Source organism: Ammoniphilus sp. CFH 90114 (genome assembly GCF_004123195.1).
Classification (GTDB): Bacteria; Bacillota; Bacilli; order Aneurinibacillales; family RAOX-1; genus YIM-78166.
Genome location: NZ_SDLI01000010.1, coordinates 25,807 through 43,059, shown reverse-complemented (window position 1 = coordinate 43,059; position 17,253 = coordinate 25,807). Strand labels below are relative to the sequence as shown.

At 41.8% G+C, this 17,253-nt stretch carries 16 protein-coding genes; 12 read left to right on the top strand and 4 right to left on the bottom strand.

What is annotated here, in order from left to right; all coding sequences use genetic code 11:
• Positions 1 to 137 precede the first annotated feature (137 nt).
• On the top strand, positions 138 to 3,860 hold the full coding sequence (locus EIZ39_RS19910) for a LamG-like jellyroll fold domain-containing protein (RefSeq protein ID WP_129202100.1): 3,723 nt from the start codon (positions 138 to 140) through the stop codon (positions 3,858 to 3,860).
• Positions 3,861 to 4,065: 205 nt separating this feature from the next.
• Here EIZ39_RS19910 and secY read toward each other — a convergent pair whose 3' ends face one another.
• Both secY and EIZ39_RS19895 read right to left on the bottom strand, forming a co-directional pair.
• Positions 4,066 to 5,367 carry a preprotein translocase subunit SecY gene (gene secY, locus EIZ39_RS19905; protein ID WP_129202098.1) on the bottom strand — a complete coding sequence of 434 codons (1,302 nt, stop codon included), beginning with the start codon at positions 5,365 to 5,367 and terminating at the stop codon, positions 4,066 to 4,068.
• A 431-nt stretch (positions 5,368 to 5,798) separates the two neighbouring features.
• Positions 5,799 to 6,578 (bottom strand): alpha/beta fold hydrolase, encoded by a 780-nt coding sequence (locus EIZ39_RS19895; RefSeq protein ID WP_129202094.1) that lies wholly within the window; start codon positions 6,576 to 6,578, stop codon positions 5,799 to 5,801.
• Positions 6,579 to 6,762: 184 nt separating this feature from the next.
• On the opposite strand from EIZ39_RS19895, the gene EIZ39_RS19890 reads away from it, so the two are divergent.
• Positions 6,763 to 7,785, top strand: a complete 1,023-nt coding sequence (locus EIZ39_RS19890; protein WP_129202092.1) for an S-layer homology domain-containing protein — start codon at positions 6,763 to 6,765, stop codon at positions 7,783 to 7,785.
• A 22-nt stretch (positions 7,786 to 7,807) separates the two neighbouring features.
• Here EIZ39_RS19890 and EIZ39_RS19885 read toward each other — a convergent pair whose 3' ends face one another.
• Positions 7,808 to 8,731 carry a helix-turn-helix domain-containing protein gene (locus EIZ39_RS19885; RefSeq protein ID WP_164985188.1) on the bottom strand — a complete coding sequence of 308 codons (924 nt, stop codon included), beginning with the start codon at positions 8,729 to 8,731 and terminating at the stop codon, positions 7,808 to 7,810.
• A 341-nt stretch (positions 8,732 to 9,072) separates the two neighbouring features.
• Here EIZ39_RS19885 and EIZ39_RS27585 point away from each other — a divergent pair, with 341 nt between their 5' ends.
• Together EIZ39_RS27585 and EIZ39_RS19880 are read left to right on the top strand one after the other, a co-directional pair.
• Complete coding sequence (locus EIZ39_RS27585; RefSeq protein ID WP_255434011.1) at positions 9,073 to 9,201, top strand: hypothetical protein; 129 nt, start codon at positions 9,073 to 9,075, stop codon at positions 9,199 to 9,201.
• Positions 9,202 to 9,408: 207 nt separating this feature from the next.
• Positions 9,409 to 9,945 carry a methyl-accepting chemotaxis protein gene (locus EIZ39_RS19880; RefSeq protein ID WP_129202088.1) on the top strand — a complete coding sequence of 179 codons (537 nt, stop codon included), beginning with the start codon at positions 9,409 to 9,411 and terminating at the stop codon, positions 9,943 to 9,945.
• 34 nt (positions 9,946 to 9,979) lie between these two features.
• On the opposite strand, the gene EIZ39_RS19875 is transcribed toward EIZ39_RS19880, so the two are convergent.
• Positions 9,980 to 10,426: a YaaR family protein gene (locus EIZ39_RS19875; protein ID WP_164985187.1), complete on the bottom strand. Its 447-nt coding sequence runs from the start codon at positions 10,424 to 10,426 to the stop codon at positions 9,980 to 9,982.
• A 197-nt stretch (positions 10,427 to 10,623) separates the two neighbouring features.
• Here EIZ39_RS19875 and flgM point away from each other — a divergent pair, with 197 nt between their 5' ends.
• From flgM to EIZ39_RS19835, 8 genes are all read left to right on the top strand, one after another.
• Positions 10,624 to 10,899 (top strand): flagellar biosynthesis anti-sigma factor FlgM, encoded by a 276-nt coding sequence (gene flgM, locus EIZ39_RS19870; protein ID WP_129202084.1) that lies wholly within the window; start codon positions 10,624 to 10,626, stop codon positions 10,897 to 10,899.
• A gap of 2 nt (positions 10,900 to 10,901) precedes the next feature.
• A complete protein-coding gene (flgN, locus tag EIZ39_RS19865) occupies positions 10,902 to 11,405 on the top strand; it encodes a flagellar export chaperone FlgN (RefSeq protein WP_129202082.1) in 504 nt (167 codons plus the stop codon).
• 22 nt (positions 11,406 to 11,427) lie between these two features.
• Entirely contained in the window at positions 11,428 to 12,927 is a 1,500-nt protein-coding gene (flgK, locus tag EIZ39_RS19860; RefSeq protein WP_129202080.1) for a flagellar hook-associated protein FlgK, read from the top strand.
• Positions 12,928 to 12,948: 21 nt separating this feature from the next.
• A complete protein-coding gene (gene flgL, locus EIZ39_RS19855; RefSeq protein ID WP_129202078.1) occupies positions 12,949 to 13,878 on the top strand; it encodes a flagellar hook-associated protein FlgL in 930 nt (309 codons plus the stop codon).
• Between the two features lie 13 nt (positions 13,879 to 13,891).
• Positions 13,892 to 14,335: a flagellar assembly protein FliW gene (fliW, locus tag EIZ39_RS19850; protein ID WP_129202076.1), complete on the top strand. Its 444-nt coding sequence runs from the start codon at positions 13,892 to 13,894 to the stop codon at positions 14,333 to 14,335.
• 12 nt (positions 14,336 to 14,347) lie between these two features.
• A complete protein-coding gene (csrA, locus tag EIZ39_RS19845; protein ID WP_129202074.1) occupies positions 14,348 to 14,590 on the top strand; it encodes a carbon storage regulator CsrA in 243 nt (80 codons plus the stop codon).
• Positions 14,591 to 14,796: 206 nt separating this feature from the next.
• Positions 14,797 to 16,527, top strand: coding sequence for a flagellin N-terminal helical domain-containing protein (locus EIZ39_RS27670; protein WP_129202072.1), 1,731 nt, complete (start codon positions 14,797 to 14,799; stop codon positions 16,525 to 16,527).
• A 134-nt stretch (positions 16,528 to 16,661) separates the two neighbouring features.
• Positions 16,662 to 17,252, top strand: a complete 591-nt coding sequence (locus EIZ39_RS19835; protein ID WP_129202070.1) for a DUF8042 domain-containing protein — start codon at positions 16,662 to 16,664, stop codon at positions 17,250 to 17,252.
• The last annotated feature ends 1 nt before the right edge of the window (position 17,253 follow it).

Here is a 17,253-nt window from a genome sequence, read left to right as displayed (position 1 = left end):
TTAACTAAAGTTTTCATGAAAACTAGTGATGAAGACATTTTGTTTAGTATAATATACCTAAAATTATATCTCTCAAAAAAGGGGATGGTTGGGAGAATAGTGCTAGGGTTAGCATCTGAGATCAATGGAGGGTTATTATGGGAAGAGGAGTCGGCAATCGAAGGTTTTTGGGAATTCATTTTAGTAAGTTTGCCATATTTCTATCTTTTTTTATTCTATTTCAAACAGTAAATATGAGTAAATTATTAGCTGCTGATTTACAGTGGTCTCCTTCTTATAGTTCATCTTCTATGAAAGGTATCAATTCAATTACCTATGGGAACAACATGTTTGTTGCCGTTGGTAGGCATGGAAGTATCATAACATCAACAGATAAAGGAGTAAATTGGATACAAAGAGCTTCAGGCATTTCTGGCGATCTTTTTGGAGTTACATATGGCGATGGAAAGTTTGTTGCTGTCGGTTCGTGGGGAACCTTGCTAACCTCAATAGATGGAATCACTTGGAGTGAAAGAAATTCGGAGACAACACGATACCTGACTAGAATTACATATGCTAATGGCATCTTTGTTGCTGGAGGGTATGGAGGTATACTTTTAACGTCCACAGATGGAATTACATGGTCCTCAAGGGATTCAGGAAGTGTAAAAGACATCGTGGGGATTACCTTTGGAAATGGTCAGTTTGTTGTTGGCTTAGCTGATGGGAATGTTATAACCTCCTCAGATGCGATCACATGGACCTCTCGAGCAACAGGTACTACGGAGTTATGGGCCATCACTTATGGCAATGGCAAATATGTTGCTAGCGGATTGTATAAAATGCTAACATCTACAGATGGTATTTCTTGGGATGTCATACCGAGTAACTCCATCCATTTTTCTCTATCTTTTGGAAATGGAACATTTGTTGCTACTAGTAATGGCAAGGTTTCAACCTCAGAGGATGGTGTCAATTGGAACGAACAGCCTTTAGGAAATGCTGAATTTTGGACTAGCTCCTATGGGGCAGGTGTATATTTAATAGGTGGATTCATTAGGACGGAGAACCCAGAGGAGCCTGGGATGGATGAGTCTTCTGCGGTCATTTATAAAACCTCTTTGCCAGAGAATGAAGCCCCCTACATTACTGAGCTTGAAGGGAATTCTTACCTTAACTTTGGAGCTAATCAATATGTTCAATACCCAGACCTAAACATCTATGCAAATTCCTTCACCTTTGAAACATGGGTTCATGCATCCAATCATCAACCATGGGCTAGGTTTTTTGATACGTCCTATGGTTCGGATAATTTTAATATGCATTTAGCCTATGAAGGCAATACAGGTAGAATGATTTTAGAGGCTTTGCCGCAAAAGGGTTTTCGAACTAATGTCTACCAGGCAAAAACAACGGAAATCTTTCCCACAAATAAATGGGTACATGTTGCAGCGGTTTATGACCATGCACAAAAGAAAGCGTTTATTTATTGGGATGGAGAACTAAAAGCAACAGGAGCGATGGATCTTACGAACATGGCTAATGCCAAAGCCCAAAATGGAGGAATTGCAAGGCCAAACAATTTTTTAGGCAAGAGTACATGGAACACTGACGGATATTTTACCGGTGATATGCGGGATGTACGCTTTTGGAATAAAGCCAAATCGCAATCTGAAATCCTAGAACAAATGAACGTGAACTTAACAAGTAATGAAGCTAATCTTGTTGCAAATTATAAATTCAACCATTCAGCAGATGGAACGATTGCCAAAGATAATTCTAGTAATCATTATCATGGTTCTATCATAGGATGTAGTTGGGTGGAAAATATGGGATTTACATCTAACCTTGTAACCACTGAAAATACTCCAGTATCCAAGACCTTTAAAGTGAATGATGATCAAGATGTTGATCAGTTAATTATTTCTGTAGAATCGGATAATCAGACACTTGTTCCTAACCAAAATATAAGTCTAGCAGGTAGTGGTCAAGACAGAACCATTACCATGAATCCAGTTAAAGGACAGTCAGGTACCGCAACGATTACTGCCACAGTAAGTGATGGCAGCCTAAGTAGTCAAAGTAGCTTTCTATTGACAGTTAATCCGAGAGTGATCATTCTACCAACTTTAACTACTGACTCATATACTGATTTAACCTCAACAACGGTAAGAATTAGTGGAAACCTAATCAGTGAAGGAAGTTCACCAGCAACTGAACGTGGAGTTGTATTTGCTACTATTGAAAATCCAACGATAGAAAGTGGAACTAAAGTAATAGGTGAGATGACTGGTGGATTAGGGGTATTTTCAACAGATATTTCAGGTCTAGAGCCAAATACAACTTATTACGCTCGTGCCTATGCAATCAGCGAGGATGGAATTGGCTACGGGGAAGATATTAGCTTTACCACACCATTGCCACTATCGGATTTAGTAGCAACCAGAGGAGACCAGGAAGTTATTCTTACTTTTAGTAAACCAATTGGTGCAGAGAGTGTTATAGTAGAGCAATCTCCGGACGGTTTAATATGGGATACTTCTGTAACGAAAGAAGGAATCACATCCAATTCTACTAGCGCCACTGTAACTGGTCTAACCAATGGAATCGAATATTCCTTCCGGATTGTGGTTTCTGAGGGAGAACGAGCAGGCATCTCCAATTTGGTGAAGGCTTCACCAAATGCCGTACCTGTTGCCCAAAATGATTATTACAACACAAATTTGAATACAACATTAACCGTAGATTCCCTAAAGGGTCTGCTGAAAAATGATAGCGATGCAGATCATGACTCATTAGCCAGCGAAATCTTAAATCAAACGGTAAATGGAAATGTCTATCTAGAGTCCGATGGCTCCTTTGCCTATTACCCCAATGAAAGGTTCCGTGGAGCAGATCAATTTACGTATCGGGTTTATGACGGATATGATTACTCGGCACCAGCTACGGTAAGCATATATGTTTATGACACACTGAGTGTTGACCGTGTGGTAGCGAAACCGAAGCAAACAGTGAATGTTCCAATCCGCTTAACGAGCCAAGGGAATGTGGCAGGATTACAGTTTGATATGAACTATGACCATACGTACTTGAAGTTTGAGAGTATGCATGCTGGTGAATTGCTTTTGACCCATCCGACGGGCTCTGTGGAGGAAAATGTGTATGTACCGTTTAATTCCCAAGTCCTTGGCGACGGACAGCTTCGGATCATCGTAGCCAACCTTAATAACGTGAGAATTGGCGGAGAAGCCGGTGTATTAGTCAATGCTCAATTTACCATAGATAAATCTGCGTATGCATTGGCTGATGGGCACCGTCTGGACATACATGTTCATGGTACAGTGATGAGTGATATGTATGGGGTAGAGCTAACCAGCCAGTTCACCAATGTTGATGGTTGGATTCAGTTGGATATTGACAAGGAAGAACCAGTGATTAATTACGAATTTGGATCTGATCAAGGTCAAGCATCTGTCCAAGTGTATGTTTATGGGGATGGAACTGGCTCAGAGATTAGCAGCCTCAAATTTGCGGAAGGGTTGCAGAATATATCATACTTTGCTGCATCGGGTAAGAATATCACTGAAGGAAAACAATTTGATCTCACATCCAATACCATCTACACCATGTATGCAAAAGATGAAGCAGGCAATGAAGCCGTTAGGCAGATTTATGTGATGGGTGATACCGATTTGAGTAAGGCTGTCGATGTGACGGATTGGGTCGCTTGTATAAATTACATTTTAGAGCGAGTCGAGCCGACTCCAATTCAACGCATGGTTGCGGATATGAATGATGACAAAAAGCTCAACGTGATCGACCCTGTCATCATAGCAAATGTGATTATGGCTGGGGGATATGAAAATTATATGAACAAGTAGTAACCTACAAACCCTTATAGGCGATTGCTTATAAGGGTTTTTTTCTATTATTAAAACTGATTCTGTTGTGACGACAGGAAGCACCGTCAACGAATGTGCTAGAATCCTTGCAAAGGAAGGGGCGAAGGTGTACGCACTGAAGGTGGCGAGATAGCTTGGGAATTAAAAAAAGAGCCGTTTCTACCCGAGAAACGACTCTTCTACCTTATGATGTTTTTCTAATAAAGCCTTGATACTGTCGCTTAATCAATTGACTATCAATTTGCTTCATGGTATCAAGTACCACCCCGATAACGATCAGAAGGGAAGTCCCTCCGATTTGAACCGATTGTGGAAGATTGCTCAGAGCCGTAAAGAAAACCGGCAAGATAGAAATGAGAGCTAGGAACACAGCCCCTACAAGGGTGAGGCGGTTCAGGGTACGAGTAAGATAATTCACCGTACTCTTCCCTGGGCGAATTCCAGGAATGTAACCGCCGTTATTTTTCATATTATCTGCCATTTGGATGGGATTGATCTGGACGAAAGTATAGAAATACGTAAATCCAATAATGAGAGCGACATAGAGGATCATCCCTAAAGGTGCCGTATAATTGAAGTTGGTCACGATCCAATCGGCTACCGTGTTGCCAGCCCAAAAGTTGGCGATCGTAGGCGGGAACATGATCAATGAAATAGCGAAAATGACGGGCATAACTCCGGCTGCATTGACCTTTAGTGGGATATGGGTTGAAGTTCCTCCGTACGATCTGCGTCCAACCACCTTCTTGGCGTACTGAACCGGAATCTTACGAATCCCTTGTTGGACAAAGATGACCCCAACGATAATGGCGATAAGAAGAGCGAAAATGACAGCTAGCTTCAAAATGTGTAAGAATAAGGCGTCTCCTGCGTTATAAAACTCAGCTGCATAGATGGCTCGAACTCCATCTGGAATGCTGGCAATAATTCCTGCAGAGATAATAATCGAGATTCCATTGCCAATTCCATATTCGGTGATCTGTTCACCGAGCCACATCAGGAAGGCTGTTCCTGCAGTCAGGGTTAAAGCGATCATCAAATAAGTAGTTACACTTGGGGCTTGTACTAACCCCGGATATAGGTTATTAAACCCAATGGACAATCCCATGGCTTGGATAAATCCTAAAATAATGGTCCCATATCGCGTGAACTGCGCGATCTTCCGACGCCCGCTATCTCCTTCTTTTGCCCACTCCGTAAATTTCGGAACGACATCCATCGAGAGGAGCTGCATGATAATGGAAGCTGTGATGTAAGGCATAATCCCCATGGCAAAAATCGAAAAGTTCTGCAAAGCTCCTCCAGAGAACGTGTTAAGGAAACCGAAAATCTGATTTTGTTCACCGAATGCCTCTAAGAGCGACACATTCATATTCGGGACAGGAATATGCACTCCGATGCGGTAAACCACAAGCATTAATAAAGTGAAAAGAATCTTGCGGCGTAGATCTCCTACTCTCATGATTTGAGAAATGGCTTGAAACATGAATATTCTCCTTTGTTTTTTTAATATAAAAAATATAATTACTTTTCGATTATATCATTGATATCAACCAAACTCTAATATAAACTTGAATTGTTTAGCAGGTTTTGCCATACCATGTAGTTTTCGTAAAGATTTTGTCTGAAAGCACTTCATTTCTGAGAGAAATCAACCGAAATATTAAATAAATAGATATGTTTTGAGGGAGAGAATGTTGTGAAAAGGAGAAGGGGTTTTTTCTTTATTTTTCTTATCTTATTTTCAACGCTGTTTTATGGATACCATGTACGAGAGTTTGGTTCGGATTCTTTAATCAGTGTGATGGCCCTAGCTAGCTGCATTTCTTTTACGTTATTTATCATCCTGTTCAACCTTGTTGGACAAGAGCCAAAAAGAGGACCCAAACTCCATCGTGAGTTTTAAGGCCTTTTTTTTTACACCTTTTGGATAAAGCGTTCCACCTCTTGGTTAAACCTCTTAGGCTGCTCTACATTTGGCAGATGCCCGCATTCCGGAAGGATTACCAACTCCGAATCGATTAAACGATGGTGAAGATCCTCTGAGCAGGCCAAAGGGATGAATCGATCCCGTTCCCCATGAAGGATAAGGGCCGGAGCGGAGATAGAAGAGAGCATGTTCCGTTGATCGTAGTCCAGGAGCAGGGTAAAGAGCTTGTACATAAAGTCTAGCTGATTGCCGAGGATGCCTTTATTAAACCCTTTCGCAATAGCTCCTTCCGGATCCAAGCCCATCTGATCAATGACGGCCCGAACCCATCGATCAACCCCGTCATGAGGCTCATAGATCAAATCAAAGATCGATTTTCTCCGTTTTTTCTCCTCTTCATCCAACCCAGCGAACGAGTCCGCAACTACTAATCCGCTCACAGAGTCTGGATATCGAGCGGCAAAATCTAAAGCCACCCGTCCACCCATGGATACGCCGCATAGTAGAATCTCATCTAACTGAAGTTCATCAAGTAGAAGTTGTTTTAGCACCACCTGATAATCATAAAAATCCAGTTCATTTCCACCGCCAGATTTTCCATGCCCGGGCATATCCACCGTTATACATTGGTACTTCTGTTTGAAATAGTTCCGCTGATAGAGCCAATTTATAGAATTACCACCAAGTCCATGCAAAAACACCAAAGGCTTACCTTCGCCTTCACGTGAATAGTGGATGGGGTAACCTTGAAAAGTAAAAGTGGCCAACCGTTATTCACCTCCATTTTCTTGTATCCTCATGATTTCTATTGTACAGATGAGAAAGAAAAAAACCAAATCGAAGAGGATATGACAGATAAGTCGAAAAATGGGTAAATAGGTCGATGCCGTTTCATCGTCTCTGTATTATAGTAGATTAATAGACTTCTAAGTATTTTCAGAGGAGACAACGATGAAAAAACGCATAATGAACCTATGTCTTTCGAGCTTGCTCGTATTTTCTCTCTGGGGAACTTCAGCTACGGCGAAAGAATACACATTCAAAGATGCCGCACAACTCTCTTGGGCTGCCCCTAGTATTGAGAAGTTATACGAAGAAGGAATTATTAAGGGTGTCAACGATAAGCAGTTTGCCCCTCACTCTCCGATTACCCGAGGCCAATTTGCCGCTTTGTTATCGAACCTGTCGGACAAGCCTCTAATCAACAAGTCATTTCCCTTTGATGATGTACATAAGAATCATTGGTTTTACGAACCCGTAAAAAAGATGTATGGTCAAGGTGTCTTAAAAGGGGTTAGTGATAACGAATTTAAACCTGACAGAAACGTCACGCGTGAGGAAGCCATGGTCATCCTCGCTCAGATGGAGAATTCCGCATTCAAAGGGTCATACAAGCTTTCCTATCGCGATCAGGACCAGATCAGCGCTTGGGCTCTAGATAGTGTGAAGGGGTTGCTTATTAGAGGTCACCTCGAGCTGTTCAAGGACCGCTTAGAACCCAAAAAGCACATCACACGAGCGGAAGTAGCGGTTATTCTTCATCACATCTTATATGGAGAACCAGAACCTTTCGTCCAACCGAAGCTTTCTTCACGTTCTGCTGAATTGCTGGATCAGCGTCTTAACCGGTCTATTCAAGAGGTACTCGGTGTCAAATACGTATATGGCGGTACCACAACCAAAGGCTTTGATTGCAGCGGCTTTACTAGTTATATCTATGGCCAGCTTGGAGTCGACCTTCCTCGAGATTCACGCAGCCAATACGGTGTTGGAGACCGTGTATCCATGGATGAGATGCAAAAGGGAGACTTGATCTTTTTTGATACCGGCGGTGGATCAATCTCTCATGTTAGTATTTACTTAGGGAATGATAAGATCGCACACGCCACGAGCACCGGCGGGAATGTCCGCATTGATGATATCGATTGGTATGTAAAGAACTACCGAGTCGTCGGCGTAAAACGAGTAATCTAGGCACACTTGGGCTCAATCTCTACTAAGGGAGATTGGGCTTTTTGAGTTTGAGATCGATTAACTTCTTTTGGGTGTGTGTTTTGTAAAGCGGCTTTTCATAAACTTCGAATAACATGATAGCCTGGTTAAACTGAGTTTGGGCAACCTCTTGGTTTCCCGTGTAATAATGACTTAATCCATTTTGGTAGGTGGCTTCGCCAATAAGTAAGGAACCCATGCTGTTTTGGGATAGATGCTTAGATTGATAAGAGTACTGAATGGATTCACGGAAGTTTTCTAGATGATAGAAAACAATGGAGAGGTTATACAGGATGCGAGTGTGGATCTGTTGAACTTGGTGGCTGTAGTTCTGAGGAAGGGTCTTGATGGCTTGTTGAGCTTCGAGTAGGGCGTTCTTAGCTTTTTCAAATTGGTGCTGGTGGATATAAAGGATGCCTATACTATTAAGAGCTTCGGCCATCTTTTCTTTTTGTCTTATTTGCTCACTGGTTTTCCTCGCGTTATTCAGGTGGTGATAGGCCTGCTCATAATCACCGTAGAGTTCCATCTGCAAAATACCTTGAACTCGTTCAAGAAAAGCTTCTTCATAAGAGTGGGTAAACAAACGAATGGAAATGGCCTGGCGATAAAAGTCGTCTAGCTTCTTAAACTCATCCTTTAAAAGTGCAGCCTCTATTTCAGCCCTTATATGCTCCTTTGTTTCAAATTGGTAAGGGTCTAGATTTTGGTTCGGCTCATTCAATACTTTTTCAATATGAAATAAAGTAAAGCCATATTTATAAGATAAGTACCGAAGATCATCTGTCGAAGGAAGGGCTTTTCCGCTTTCAATACGGCTAATTCTAGACTGAGTGATGACTCCATCTGCGTGAATATCCATTTGCTCATAACCCGCCTCAATTCGAAGCTTTCTTAAGTAATCCCCTAATAAACTCCTTTTTTTCATCTTTGCACCTCCAAAATAATAACTGAATCTTGTGTTCAATTTGAACATACGACATTTTCTAGTTTTTTTCAACATGTTTTTTAAAAAATCCAAAGAAGGATAGTACGATTGACCTAGATAGAATGTTGAAAAAAAGATAGGGTTATCCGTTCATATGCATATATGCATAGCACGTTGAAAATTATAAGTAATTTCAGTTGTCAAAAGATGTTGATTTTTTGTTTTCAGTAGATCGCCTAAAATGCCTATTTTTGTAGGAAAATAGACTTATACAAGGTTTTGCTATAGTCAAATAGTCTGATATGATCAAATTATCAAATAAAGAAAGGAGGAGCTAAGGTATGAAGAAGTGGATGATTGGATTGTTTCTATTCGGACTCTTAATCCTCGGACAAGTACAAGCTACGGATCAATTTGCTCATGATATCCCTGAAACGCTGCAACCAGAAAGTCTCCCACCCAAGCACTAAACTCCATCTCTATGAATACCCCCAGCGGAGAGACTTCAAACCTCTTCCAGCCCCATTCCGGGGACAGAAAGGGCCACCCAGTTCCTACGGGTAGGCTCTATTTTTCTTCATGGAGCTGGAAACAAAAAAGGTAGGATAAAGTCAATGATCTCACGTCTTGCTATGATAAAATAAGCATAAGAAACTGCCGGAAGGAAGGTAGTGCTGATGGAACAACATGAAGTAAATAAGCGGATATTAGAGACACTAGAGCAATTCAACGATAAGTTTGCAAATATAGATAAGCAATTTGCAAATATGGATAAGAAGTTTGAGAAGAGGTTTGAGGGAATAGACAAGAATTTTGAAGAAGTAAACAAAAGGTTTGAAGAAATAGACAAGAAGTTTGAAGGAATGGACAAGAGGTTAGAGAGTATTGACAAGCGTTTTGAGAGTATGAATGAGAAATTTGTGGGTGTCGATCAACAGCTAAAGGGTTTACAGGGTTCCGTTAATTGTATTGAAGATAAAGTTAATCGTATTGAAGATAAAGTTAACCGTGTAGAGGATAAAGTTACTCGTATAGAGGATAAAATGGATAATCACGCTCATGAGTTCCGTTCCCACCTAAAGCAGCTGGATCGTTCTCTGAAGGAACATCGGTATGTGATGGATCATACTAGTTTCGCAGTTGAAGCGGACGTGCGGAAGCTGAAAGCTCGGGTTCAAGTGGTTGAGGATGAGGTGTTTGGGGAGAAAGGTTAAGGTGGGAGGCGGCTACTTGTTTAGAGTAGCCGTCTTATAATATCATGTTAATCAGCATTCCTTTAATTTCCCCAATACTATCCAGAAGATCAATTCCTTTTTTTTCTTTCTTAAGAACGTCGTTAGTCATATCTACTAATTTTTCATCCACTTCTGTTATCATCTTATAGATTTTTGAACGACCTCTGCGTGTGAGTCCCTCTCGCTCGTCCATTCCTACACCATTCTTAACGGCTTCTTCAATAAAGGATTTGACAAGCTTCTTATACTCAGTAAGATCGCGAATGGTTTTCGACTTGGATAATCTTTCTCCGGCAGCATTAATATCCGAGAGGATCTTTGTCAATCTATCTGTAGGGGACGTTTCCTGTTGATCAGTTAGCACCTGGCGGAAGGAAATCATTTTTGAATTTCCTTTATTACTCTCCTGCACCTTTTTTTTATCTAATGGATTCATCGCTTGCTGAGGGTCAATTCTCAATGGTCTCACATCCTTAATCCGGCAGGCTAGTAACATTCATGTTAGCATAGGTATGGATGGAAAGGCTAGAAGTGAAAATTAAGAATAAATACCTAGGAAATTCATCTAAACTTTAATGTTAAAAATGCCGATATCTTATATATGAAAACGTTCGGAGACCTGAGGCTCCACTCTAGAAGCGAAAAGAGGTGTGCTTGATGAAAATACATGGAAATAATAGGTTAAACGGAATTAACCCCTACCAGAAGATGAATCCACCGGCAATGGAGAAAAGCAAGAAAGCGACCGGGGGAGCGAAGGATGAAATTCAGATTTCCACGGAGGCGCTGGAAATGCTCAACCATAGCAAAACGGACGATGCCGCAAGGAAGGCAAGGATCCAGGATTTAAAAACGCAGGTGCAAGAAGGAACTTACCGAGTGGATAGCCAAAAACTAGCCGAAAAACTATATGAAGAACTGAAGGGGAGATAAGGATGTCTACCCTTCCTTTGTTAAGGTCTTGTTTGGAGAGATTGTTGGAGGAACATAAGGAGTTACTGGAGTTGGCTGAAGAGAAGAAGCAGGTGCTAATCAACGGTTCCCTAAATGAATTGCAGATAATTGTAGCCAAAGAAAGTCAAAGAGTAAATAAAATCAAGGACTACGACGAAGAGAGACAACGCTTGGTTCAAGAGTTTCTCATCCTAAAGGGGATTAGAAGACAGGATCACTCTTTGAGAGACTGTATTCCTCTAATGGAGAGCCAAGAGGAACAGCGGATGTTTTCACAACTTCGAAATGAGCTCCGTGAATTGCTTCTGCGGTTGAATAGGATTAATGGCCTGAATCAGCAACTTCTTGAGCAATCTATGTCATTTGTTCAATATACACTGGAAGTGTTGACAGAAGATAACGCACCAACTGTCACTTATGGCAACCCGTTAAACCAAGCAACAGCGAAAAGGAGCGGAAAAGGCTTCTTCGATAGTAAGGTATAGGATCGGAAAGGGAGAAGCGGATATGGGTTCAACATTTGGAGGATTAGAGTTAGGAAAGCGTGCACTGTTTGCCCAACGGGCAGCCATGACCACGACTGGACATAATATCGCTAATGCCAATACAGAAGGGTATACAAGACAGCGAGCCGTGATGAAAGCGACCCAAGCTCTTCCGTATCCTTCTTTGCAAAATGATCAGTCCCCTGGTCAAATTGGAACGGGTGTAGAAGTAACCACGATTACAAGATTGAGGGAAGATTATCTGGATAAGCAATATCGGGCTAATAACAGTAATCATGCTTATTGGGAAGGGAAAACAAATGTGCTGGGGATGGTGGAGGATGTCTTCAACGAAACATCTGGAGAAGGCTTGCAAGCCCAGCTTGATCAATTTTGGCAGTCTTGGCAGGAGCTAACGAAGTCAGCAGATGATCCATCGGTCCGCGAAGCCCTGGTTGAAAAGGCTAGAACGGTAACGGATACATTTAAACAGATGGCTGGGGAATTGAACGGTTTAAAAGAGGATGTAAAGGGGATCGTAGATGTTAAGGTCCAGGAGGTTAATTCCATTTCTAGACAAATACGAGACCTGAACGAAAGCATTTCTCGCGTGGTTACTCAAGGCAATACGCCCAACGACTTGTATGACCAACGGGATTTACTCGTAGATAAACTGTCAAGTCTGGTAAGTGTAAAAACAGCTCCCAGCACGAATGGAATGATTAATCTTTCCATTGATAGCGGGGAGGGACAATCTTTCTCGCTCGTTAATGGAAAACAGGAGCCAGCTGCATTTACTGCGGATATTCCTGTAAGCAAAGGTGAACTGGCTGCTTTGCAGCAAGCTCTAGGAAGTGAAACGCAACCGGGTTTCATTGAAGGATACTTGGGTAAATTGGACACGCTAGCGACGGAGATGGCAAAGGAATTAAATACACTACATCGTTCGGGTATCAACTTAGACGATATCGCTAGTCAAGTTCCATATAGTGAAGGACAGAGACTTCCCTTTTTTATAGATAAAGATTGGTATGAGACCAATAAGGGGATTTTTGAAACTCAACCCATCGATTATGCCGCTATCTCTGTTGCGGAAGACCCTAAGAGTGCGGACAAAATGATCCTTAATCCGCTTCTTCAGAAGGATGTAAATAAAATAGCTGCCTCCAAACAAGGGAGGGAAACTCGCGGTGATGGGAGTAATGCTACAGACATTGCCAATCTAAAGTCGAAGTCTTTGGATGCTTTAGGCCGTAATACTTCGCTCGACCAATTTTACCGAGGCACCATAGTGAAGCTAGGAGTAGAAAAGCAGGAATCTGAGATGTTCATGGACAATGCAGATTTGACCGTACGAGCCACGGAAGTCCGACGTCAATCTATCTCTGGGGTGTCCTTAGATGAAGAAATGACGGAAATGGTAAAATACCAGCATGCCTACAATGCAGCCTCTCGGGCGATTTCAACCATCGATGAAATGCTGGATAAGCTGATTAACGGCACAGGTAGAGTAGGGCTATAGGGTAGGAGGTGAAGGAAAGTCATGAGTTTTCGCGTAACCCAATCCATATTGAGCAACAACATGCTTCGAAATATTAATAAAAGTTATAAAAAGCTGGAAACGTTGCAAGAACAAATGGCCACGAACCGCCAGTTTTCTAAGCCTTCCGATAATCCGTTAGGTGCCATGAAAAGTATGCAATACAGGACACAACTGTTTGAAAATGCGGCTTTTCAGAAAAATGCAAGTGAGGCGCTCGGTTGGATGGAGATGACGGATGGGCTTATATCAGAAGCAGGGGATTCTCTGACTAGGGTTAAAGAATTGCTAGTTCAGGCTACCAATGATACATTGGGCGAAAAGGAGAGAAAAGCAATCGCCAAAGAACTTGGTCAGATAAAAGAACATATGGGAACCGTTGCTAATGCAAACATTAATGGAAGGTACCTCTTTTCTGGCACCGCAACGGATCAGCCGCCATATTCGCCAGGTTCTGAGACAGCAGAACCTCCTTTTCAGGACGGAAGGTTTAATGGGGATGCAATTAATAATGATTTAATGGAGGTCGAGATTTCAAAAGGAATTTACATACCTATGAACGTGCCTGGAAAAGAACTGTTTGAACATGGCGAACAGGGAGTTTTTGGTGTACTGGATCAAATCATCACAGACCTGTCTGATCCAACGAAAAGAGGAGAAGAGCTTTCTGTTCATATGGCTGCCGTGGATGCCCAGAAAGAGCATTTTTCTAAGATTCAAAGCTCATTAGGCGGTCGGGTAAACCGCTTGGAGAATGCAAGCAACCGATTAGAAGAGCAAGAGGTAACGATGACGGCCATGCTATCTGAGAATGAGGATATTGACATAGCGAAAGTGATTACCCAACTGACAGCGCAAAATGCGCTACATAACGCGGCTCTGAGTACTGGAGCGCAAGTAATCCAGAAGACGCTGGTGGATTTTCTCGGATAAGGAGTAGATACTTATGATTATTATAACCCCTATGTTTGGTCAAGTGGAAGTGGAAGAAAGCAGAGTGATTTCCTTTCCCAATGGGGTGCCTGGATTTCCAGACTCCAAAACCTTCGTTTTTATGGACTTGCCTGATACTTCATTTCAGATTATGCAATCGACTGAAGATGAACTGTACTTTTTTGTCATTAATCCTTTTGAGTTTTTTAAAAAATATGAGATTGTCATCCCTGATGCTGTTATTGAATCATTGAAAATACAAAAGGAAGAGGATGTGGCGATCTACAACATTGTCACCATCAAGGATGATTTATCTCAATCCACAGCAAACATGCAGGCGCCGATTATCATAAATGCCCGCTCGTGTCAAGGAAAGCAGCATGTGCTTAGCGATTCCAAATATTCCATCAGGCAGCCCTTATTTACTCCGATAGCGGCACAAGCCGTATCCGAATAGGGGGAGACGATCATGCTGGTACTCACCCGAAAGCGCAAAGAGTCGATTATGATAGGCGATGATATTGAGATTACCATCGTGGCCGTTGATGGGGAACAGATTAAGGTTGGTATCAATGCTCCGCGACATGTGGAGATCCACCGTAAAGAAGTTTACCTGGAGATCCAGAAATCCAATCAGGAAGCGGCTCTTCAAACACGAGCTCCACTCGACATCGAGGCGCTTCTGAAACAGTTGAAAATAGAAACGGAATAGGCATCGGAAACGATGTCTTTTTTTTACGTCAAAAAAAAGACAAATTTTTTTCTTTGAAACTATTAAAAAAAGATCCAATTAGCACGATAACTATATTATAAGAGTTTTCGACAATTTACATCGCGCGAGTAAAAAAAGGAAACTCTCAAATTACTTAATCCATCCACAAGGATGTGGGTGGAGAACTTTCAAGGAGGAAGATTAAAATGAGAATTAATAACAACATCAGCTCGTTGAACACGTATCGTCAACTAAGCAATGCCCAGCAGGCTGGGGCCAAATCGATGGAGAAGCTCTCCACTGGTCAGCGTATTAACCGTGCAGGGGACGACGCTGCAGGTCTAGCTATCTCCGAGAAAATGAGATCTCAGATTCGTGGTTTGAACCAAGCATCGAGCAACGCACAGGATGGTATCTCCATGATTCAAACGGCAGAAGGTGCGATGGACGTACAACATAGCGTGCTTCAGCGTATGCGTGAGTTAGCTGTTCAAGCATCAAACGGTACAACAACAGCATCTGACCGTAAAAACATCCAGGACGAGATGAACAAACTTACGGATCAAATCGACCAGATTGCCAATGATACCGAGTTTAACGGTAAGAAGCTGTTGAATGGTAGTATGTCTGACAGCATGAGAGCATCTTCTGTGAGCAGTGGTGCACTTGCTAAGGGGATTACTAGTGTTGGTGTAAGCAATGATGCTCGTGTTGGGGATATTAAAATGAGTACCCTAACAGGTACAACATCTTCAGGAACAGCAAGTATAGTTTCTACAGGCTCGTTTAATGCTGGAGCCTCTACAGCTGCAACTTCTGGAACCAAGCTTACAGAGCTTACGGATAGCAAAGGAAATACTTTAGGTATCAAGGTTGGCGATGAAATAACGGTATCTGCCACTGTAGGCGGAGAACAAAAAGATGTAACGATTAAAGTGGCTTCCGGAAGTACCATGGGAAGCTTAGCGACAGCGATTGATAATGCTTTATTTGGTACAAACAGTTCTGGATCTGTCAGTATGGTGTCAGCTTCCAATTCCTCAAGTTATACTATTACGGGAAGCGGAGGAACAAATACAGCGGCAACAGCAGGCTCATTGGCTATTACGGGTAAGGCAGGAAGAGAGAACGCGATTACCTCATTTAGTATTACAGCGAAATCATCCAGTGGAGAAGATCTTGCAGCTTTCAATGATATCGGTCAGCAAGTTAAGTCCCATAGTATCGCCTCGGATAAGGGTGATGTAATCTTAAAACTAACAAGTGAAAACCTAGATGAGAAATCTTCGGAATATAGTATTTCTGATACCTCAACGAAGTTCAGTGCGAGCGGAGCTACTCTGCAAACGATTAACACCGCAACGAATAAAAATATTACTTCAGGCGGTACAGGGAATATCACTCAGGACACTTTTGTGGCTGTAAGTAAAAACGACGTTGTGGATGCAGGTGGATTCAAGATTACGACAGATAATAATCTAACTTCTGGTCAAGCAACGTTTGGTACGGTTTCCGTGCGTTCCGAGAACAATTCTGCGTCCTTGCAAATTGGAGCAAACAGAGGTCAGACGACAAGTATCGGAATTGAGGATCTCTCAGCAAAGGCGCTCGAATTAAAGGATCAAAACGGGAATTACCTCTCTGTAACTTCCGAAAAATCAGCTGCCAAAGCTATCGAGAAAATAGATGATGCAATTAATAAAGTAACAGGTGAACGTTCCAAGCTTGGGGCAATGCAAAACCGGTTAGAACATACTATTAACAACCTTGCAACAAGTTCTGAAAATATGACGGCTGCTGAATCTCGTATTCGCGATGTAGACATGGCGAAAGAAGTTATGAAGAACAGCAAAAACAATATCCTGGCTCAAGCTGCTCAAGCGATGCTTGCACAAGCCAACCAACAGCCTCAAGGGGTATTGCAGTTACTTGGATAATTTTAAGAACAGGGACCTTACATTCGCTAAGGTCTCTTTTCTATATTTTTTCCACGAATTCCATCGATTGCCCTCGAAATTTGTAGTAAATTAGCCGATAATGATATTAGGATAAAAAGATCGGAGGAATTTGTGTGCTCGTAAAGCTATTAGGAGAAAGTTTTATCATCCCTAATGAGGTAAAGGGGCTTGAACAGTTATTCAAAGAAATTGGTCAATTAACAAGAGACTCGAATCTCTCTCTTAGCTCAATGATTATAGATGGTATAGAGGTATTTGAGGACTATAATGGATATATTCATGAGCGGATAGAAAGCATACAAATAATTGAAGTTGTGTTGCAAACCATTGAGGAAATGGGAAATCAAATATTAAAGTCAACTGCAGATTATCTAGAACGGGCCATTCCTGAGCTTAATGGTCTAAGTGATGAATTTTATCAAGGACCTAATAATCAAACATGGGGCAAGTTTGAGCAGTTCTTAGAAGGATTGCAGTGGATAAGCGATACGTTTTCATTAATGAAGGGGAATCAAAAACTGAATGATAATTTGGAGCAAATTCTAACCATAAATCAAAAAGTGTTGAACGAGCTAGCGAAACTTGAAGAAGCGGTCAGTAGCTCTGACTTCACTCTGGTGGGGGATATCCTAACTTATGAGATTGTTCCATTATTGGAGCAACTTCTAAACAAACTAAAAACAAGTGTCGTTCAAGAGGTATAAT